Raw genomic sequence first — 6,291 nt, 5'->3', positions numbered from 1 at the left:
TGCCGACGATGATGCGCGCGCCCGCGACGTCATGACCGAGGTCTACCGTCCGCTCTACCTCAACCAGGCGCCGCTGGTCTTCACCTCGCGCCGCACCTCCGAGCTGATCAAATACGCCGGCAACGCCTTCCTGGCGATGAAGATCACCTTCATCAACGAGATGGCCGATCTTTGCGAGAAGGTCGATGCCAACGTCCAGGACGTCGCCCGCGGCATTGGCCTCGACGGCCGCATCGGCGGCAAGTTCCTGCATGCCGGCCCGGGCTACGGCGGCTCCTGCTTCCCGAAGGACACGCTGGCGCTGGTCAAGACCGCCCAGGACTTCGACAGTCCCGTGCGGCTGGTCGAGACCACCGTCGCCATCAACGACAACCGCAAGCGCGCCATGGGCCGCAAGGTGATCGCGGCTGCCGGCGGCGATGTCCGCGGACGCAAGGTTGCCGTCCTCGGCCTCACTTTCAAGCCGAACACCGACGACATGCGCGACAGCCCGGCGATAACCGTGGTCCAGACCCTGCAGGACGCCGGCGCCCATGTCGTCGGCTATGACCCGGAAGGCATGGAAAACGCCAAGAAGCTGATGGAGGGGCTCGATTTCGCCAAGGATCCCTACGAGGCAGCGGCCGAGGCTGACGTGCTGGTGATCGTCACCGAATGGAACGAGTTCCGGGCGCTAGACTTCCGCCGCTTGAAAGCCGTGATGAAGGCGCCGGTGCTGGTCGACCTCAGGAACATCTATCGCCCCGACGAAGTGGCAAAGCATGGTTTTGCCTATGCCAGCGTCGGCCGGCACCAGTGAGGTGCCGAAGCCCTTCACACGCCGCAGGAGTGGAGTAAATTGGCTAAAGATCCTAGAACGGCGTCCGATCGAGCGACTCATTATGCTAAGTTTCGGAACCTGCATGAAGCTACTATGTCGAATTCAAAGGACCCACGGATGCAAGAACTTTACCGAAGTTCGCATTCAAAAATTATTCCGCCTAAAGGATATGACGATCCTATAGTTAAAGGCGGATACATCTGGTCGGATACCCTACACCACGTGCTGACGCACGGTCTTCGGATGCCACCAAGAAGCACTCGTCAAGATCCGAAGCCACTTCATGCCAAAGCGCGCAAAGCAGAGCTCTGAAATTGCGTACTTATGGTCACGCCGAACCTTCGTTTGGGATGTGTTAATGGCCCTCCGGCTTGAAAGTCCACCTGGAACCAATAGGAAATGATAGAATGACAGACGCCGCAAAACGAGCTGCTGATTTCGCAAAGCGATATCTTGTTCAACGCGATCGGCTTCGGGCTGAACTGGCATCCGCGCGGAGCCGAGATGATGAACGTCGTATTAGAGAACTTTCTCACGACCTCGAAATCTGTGAGAAGTACATTTCGGACAATCGTCTTGACCGGTTTAGCGGCCCCGCTCGTAGCGCACCGTGAATGTTGTTCCAAGTCGCCGGTGCCAAGCAACATCTGTTCCGAACCGATCGCAGGCGCGTCAGCCTGAATCTTCTATTGCACGGGAGATTCCCAAAGGTAAGCAGTCGCTGACACCGTCTTCCATCCAGACGCGTCAGACTCGCACCCAGGCTCGTTGGTCAAGATCTTGAACCGAAAGAATCACTTGCGATTCGTAGGCGGTAAGGAGACCCCATCTGGCGGCAGTGGTGACGCGTCGGATATGGCAGGCGAACGATTCGACGGACTTGAGCTTTTATGTCTGCGCCTAGTTCTGAAACGAGAACCTTCCATACGATCGAGGCCGTACCCGAACGATTTGAAGACGCACCGCGCCCATTTCGCCGACGCTGGTCTGACGAATTGAAGGCGCGAGCAGTCGATGAAGCGCTGGAGCCTAAGCATTTCGGCGACTGCGCATCGCATTGGATTACATCCGCAACAACTATTTGGCTGGCGTCGTGATGCTCGGGGATGGGTAACGCGTATCGCCGCGACGTCCGGCTCAACAGACAGGTAACGTGTCGCTTGGAACAAGCACTGTAATCGAGGTGGTAATTTGCGACGTCATTGTCCGTGCCGGTGCCGACGTCGACGAGGCACATTTGCAGCGGGTGATTCTAGCCGTGGGGTCGGCATTTCAAGCCATCCCATAGACTTCCGCAAGGGGCCGATAGCTTGCTTTCGCTAGTGGACTTTAAAAAGATCGGTCGATCACGCATGATCATGCGTCCGGCCGCGGCCTTGACGCGCGACGAGTTGCGCGAGCACTGGCGTCAGATGTCGACTGGCTCGAGGATTATGAAACGCTCTGTCAGAAATTGAGGACTACGGTATAGGGTGATTGCCAGTGTGAGCCGCGAATGGTGCGCTGACACCGCTCCACTTTGTTGCCAGTAAATTCTTAGAAGGCGAAAAGGTGAATTTGAGCGGCAACCATAAGGCAACTGGTAGAACTGTAGAACGAACGCCCGCATAGTTGGGATCATCCCTGAACCCCGCCGGCAATCGGAAACGCAAAGAGCGACGATGCCTCTCGCTTCCTTCCGAGCACGTCATCCGAAGCCTGAACCGGATCATCGAATAGCGCGGCAAGCCGTTGGCCATACGAGTCGACAAAGATCCGGAATATATGAGCTGCAAACTCATGGGGCAAACTAATGGAATTGGCCGGGAAACAAGCCTCGGAATGGCTCGACGAATAGATCAGCGAGAGCATTGAGGAGGCACAGGAATTCGCCACGCAGTGGCTATAGAGCTGCAACAACGAACAGCCCCTATGGGCATTGGCGGGGTCGCTCCCAAGCATAAACTAAGAATGGCTGCGTGAATTCTCCCGAAGAGCCCCCATTAAGAACGGGGATTACCCACTTGTCAGCGATCTCCTGCAATCTGCCCAGAGCGGTAGTCGAGGGCCAGTGTATATATCATGCCGATTCGACCGCTTGTTGTTTGAGGGTATGCTGTTTACAAGAACCGATCTGAAAGGACGGGAGGCCATGGAAGATACCAGGGACATCGAAACGAGGCTGGCCGAGCTGGAAGCATCGGTGCGCAATTCTGCAGCCGCGCAACGCGTCACGACTCTGCTTTCGATGCAGTTGTTGACCCGCATGAGTCTCCTTACGGACGACCCCCACGAGTTTGTCAAGATCATCATGGAAAACATGGAGCGCGACCTGGAACGAACCGTAAAGGCCGCTCAGGACGCCGACGAGCCGATGAGGGTCGAAGCCCAAGCCGCCGCCTCGTACTTCTCCGTTATGGCGGCCAGCGCCAAGCGGATGATGTTGCAAATCCCCGCGCGCTCGACCCATTGATTGCCACAGGAGCAGGACGATGGATGCAGTACCGTTCAATGAAATTGCCACCGAGCAGAACTTCAACGAACTCGCATATCTCGCCTGCATTCCCGATGTTAAGGCGGCCGTTGATGCCGGCCATATTCCTTCCGGCAAGCACCACTTCAAGAATTTCGGCAGCTATGAGAACCGGCGCCAGCTCGCACTCAAAGACCTGCGAAACATCCGCGCCGCCAAGCTTGAGAAGGGGAAGGGTTGTCTGCGGGTCGATATGGTCAGCACAATTGATGAGGGCGCCGTGCCCATCGACCTGAAGAATGCCGTTGAAGCTGCTCAGGTGACGGGCCACGCAGCGCCCACCTCTGCTGTCTTCAAATCTATAGGCGACCATTGGTGGCCCTGATAGGGTACGTTCAATCCCACCCCCGAGAAGGTGCGCGATCCAAAGTTTCGGGGCAGCGAGTTCTTCGATCCGCACGACGCCGTGCAGGTCAAATACGAGATGCTGCGTCGCGTCTCCATCGACAAGGTGTCGGTGACGGAGGCCTCCGACGAGTATGGAGTTTCCAGGCCGACTTACTACCAGGCCAAGGTGAACTTCGATATGGCCGGCATTGCCGGACTGGTGCCGACAAAGCCGGGGCCCCGGGGGCCCCACAAGATCGACGACAAGGTCGTGGCATTTCTGCAGGCGCAGCTCGCTCCAGGAGAACCCGTTCGCGCCCGGGAACTTGCCAAGCTGCTCCGCCAGGAACTCGACATCGAGCTTCATCCCAGATCGATCGAGCGGGTTCTAAAAAAAGCGGCAGGTAAACCTTGCCGCGACAGCGGCATGCCCGATCCTACCGTCGACCATCGCGTCCCAGTACGAGGTCTTGCGCAAGGCTGCTCTCGGCGCAGCGCTGCCGCTTATGGCCCGTATGCGGCAAATATGATCCGGACGTTGCGGATTATCCTGGATGGGAAGGAGTAAGGGCCTCCCCCGGCGGCCAATCAGGACGCCTTGTTCCGACCCCATCGGACTCGCTCAATTGTTTCGTGCACACGCCAGGCCAGAGATGCCCGCATTCGCTTGACCTCGTCTGCCAGTCGTTCGACCTCCGCTGCCAGACATGCGGATTCCTGTGCGGTTTCGTTGAGGCGATTGTTCAAAGACTGAATTTTCGTTCGGCCCGCCTCTACTTCATTGTCCGCCGTTGCCCAGCCGTCTTCCGCTACTTGCACGCGGGCTCGGCGGGCCGCAGTTTCCGCACGCGCTGCTACAAGTTCCGCCTGCATGGTCGCGGACTTCTCGCCGGCGGCCTTTAATGCTGGGCGGACAACCTGCAGGTCGTCCCAGGCCAAGCGAGCAATAAGGTCTCGCGTCGCCTGCCGGAGTGCGCCAGTCCACCCCTCCGGGTTGGCGTTTAGCAGGTCCGAGTACGCTTGCTGCTCTGGCTGCCCCGAGGGGACTTGCACCCGCAGTTCTGCAGGCCACCAATCAGCAACATCTGCGATAGAGAGCATACTGGCCAATTGCCCCATCCCAGATTCGCGAGAACGCTTCCATTTGGCAGAGAAGTGCAACACCGTGGGTTGCCGACAATAGGCCACGGCGGGTTTGGCGTTTTCACGTATTATGCGCTGCCATAGGCGCCAATCGGCAGCAGCCGGAAGTTCTTCCGGCCAAGCATCCAGTGATGGGAGGCTATCAGCTCGATAAAGAAAGCAGCTCGCCGGGATCGTATTCTTGCGCTCCATAAAATGCGAAAGCTCGTCCGGCATTTCGAGGTTCGTCATGAATGGAGCGGCTATGCCGTCGGTCGAAACCCATAAGGCCTGACTGTGAGCAATTGCGGCACCGTGTCCGAGAGCCTTTATCAGCAGTTCAAAATGGTCCCGCAGAAGAATGTCATCATCCGCGGCAAAGCCTATGAACCTCCCCCGCGCCTCGCGAAGGGCGATGTTCCGGTTCGCATAGCCGAAATAAGGCGCCTTAGGTAAGTCGAAGAACCGAATTCGATCGTCCCTGAAGCCGGCAACCACATCCGCCGTGCCTGGGGCGCAGCCGTCCCCAACCACAAGGAGTTCAAAATCATCAACGGTTTGCTTCAAGACGGATTCTATCGCGATTCCGATAACGTCGACCCGCGTATGGGTCGGCATCAGAATGGAGATTCGAGGCTGTCTCACCATCCCTTGGCGCCTTCAAAGCTGTACGGGATCAAATCGGTGTCGATCGGAAGCCTGTATTTATCAGGCCTCGAATGGTCGTACTGAATGGTTGGAAAATTCACGACAACGACGTCCGACGTCCCGATGTTGCGGTCCGCATGCCAAACGAACTTAGGTACGTTTACAAGGCGAGGTCGACTACCTGACAGGTAGACCTTGCAGATTTTGCAGTACGTGCTCGATTCTGGCCTCGGATCGTACAGCACGAGCTCCAATTCGCCACTCAAAACGAAATAGCGGTCCTCATGTTGCTTGTGCAGCCCCCATCCCTTTACCATTCCGGGCCGGATCGTAAAGACGTAGGAAAAGACGAGCGGATCGGGGTGCCAGCCCCATCGCGGATCGTACATTTCAGTTACGCTACCGCGATCATCGTCGTGTCTAATGCTGTCGTAAAAGGACATCCCATCCAACAAAGGCGTAGTGCTGCGGCGCTCGTCATCTACCGTTCGCTGATCCTGAGCTGCGGCTGCCAAAGTCGCTTCTAGTAGATCCCGTTGTTGCCCTGTCTTAGCCTCATCATGCATCGTGTGGTTGCCCCCCAAGAACTATGTTTGGCGATATGCCATGGTTGAAGGATTGACGCCATAGCAGGTGCCACAGGGCGGGCACGACGTAGAAGTTACAGAAAATGGGAATTCTACTTCTAAGTGAACTTCACATTTCGCCTGGCTACAATTAAATTAGAAATTGCACCGATTGGGATTCTGAACGGAAGCTGCCATCGCGCTATTATTACCACCCATTTACTCATGGATTGCCAGCATGAATTATAACGCATTCGATGGTATTGAAGCCCCTGTTTTCGTTAGCCACAATCCTG

The 6,291-nt window shown here is 56.9% G+C and carries 6 protein-coding genes and 1 pseudogene; 3 read left to right on the top strand and 4 right to left on the bottom strand.

The window, feature by feature from the left end:
• Positions 1-799: nucleotide sugar dehydrogenase (locus tag ASD00_RS42065; RefSeq protein ID WP_244496156.1), on the top strand; the 799-nt coding region annotated here is incomplete at its 5' end.
• A gap of 1,638 nt (positions 800-2,437) precedes the next feature.
• Here the strand turns inward: ASD00_RS42065 and ASD00_RS28440 are convergent.
• The gene (locus tag ASD00_RS28440) at positions 2,438-2,719 is read right to left on the bottom strand and encodes a hypothetical protein (protein WP_156585856.1); all 282 of its coding nucleotides are present in this window, start codon (positions 2,717-2,719) and stop codon (positions 2,438-2,440) included.
• A 232-nt stretch (positions 2,720-2,951) separates the two neighbouring features.
• On the opposite strand from ASD00_RS28440, the gene ASD00_RS28435 reads away from it, so the two are divergent.
• Positions 2,952-3,272, top strand: a complete 321-nt coding sequence (locus ASD00_RS28435; RefSeq protein WP_156585854.1) for a hypothetical protein — start codon at positions 2,952-2,954, stop codon at positions 3,270-3,272.
• Between the two features lie 274 nt (positions 3,273-3,546).
• Here ASD00_RS28435 and ASD00_RS40470 read toward each other — a convergent pair.
• Positions 3,547-3,657: pseudogene (locus tag ASD00_RS40470) on the bottom strand (transposase); the annotation flags it as partial.
• A gap of 30 nt (positions 3,658-3,687) precedes the next feature.
• Between ASD00_RS40470 and ASD00_RS28425 the strand changes: the two are divergent.
• Positions 3,688-4,227 (top strand): helix-turn-helix domain-containing protein, encoded by a 540-nt coding sequence (locus tag ASD00_RS28425; protein WP_244496155.1) that lies wholly within the window; start codon positions 3,688-3,690, stop codon positions 4,225-4,227.
• Positions 4,228-4,247: 20 nt separating this feature from the next.
• Here ASD00_RS28425 and ASD00_RS28420 read toward each other — a convergent pair whose 3' ends face one another.
• Both ASD00_RS28420 and ASD00_RS28415 read right to left on the bottom strand, forming a co-directional pair.
• Complete coding sequence (locus ASD00_RS28420) at positions 4,248-5,429, bottom strand: glycosyltransferase family A protein (protein ID WP_057210550.1); 1,182 nt, start codon at positions 5,427-5,429, stop codon at positions 4,248-4,250.
• Positions 5,423-5,995: a dTDP-4-dehydrorhamnose 3,5-epimerase family protein gene (locus ASD00_RS28415; RefSeq protein ID WP_082523757.1), complete on the bottom strand. Its 573-nt coding sequence runs from the start codon at positions 5,993-5,995 to the stop codon at positions 5,423-5,425. Before ASD00_RS28415 ends, ASD00_RS28420 begins: the two co-directional genes overlap by 7 nt.
• Positions 5,996-6,291: the final 296 nt, after the last annotated feature.

This window comes from Ensifer sp. Root31, assembly GCF_001424825.1.
Lineage (GTDB): Bacteria > Pseudomonadota > Alphaproteobacteria > Rhizobiales > Rhizobiaceae > Ensifer > Ensifer canadensis.
The sequence above is the reverse complement of the archived record's forward strand: the minus strand, read 5'-3'. Positions and strand labels throughout refer to the sequence as shown.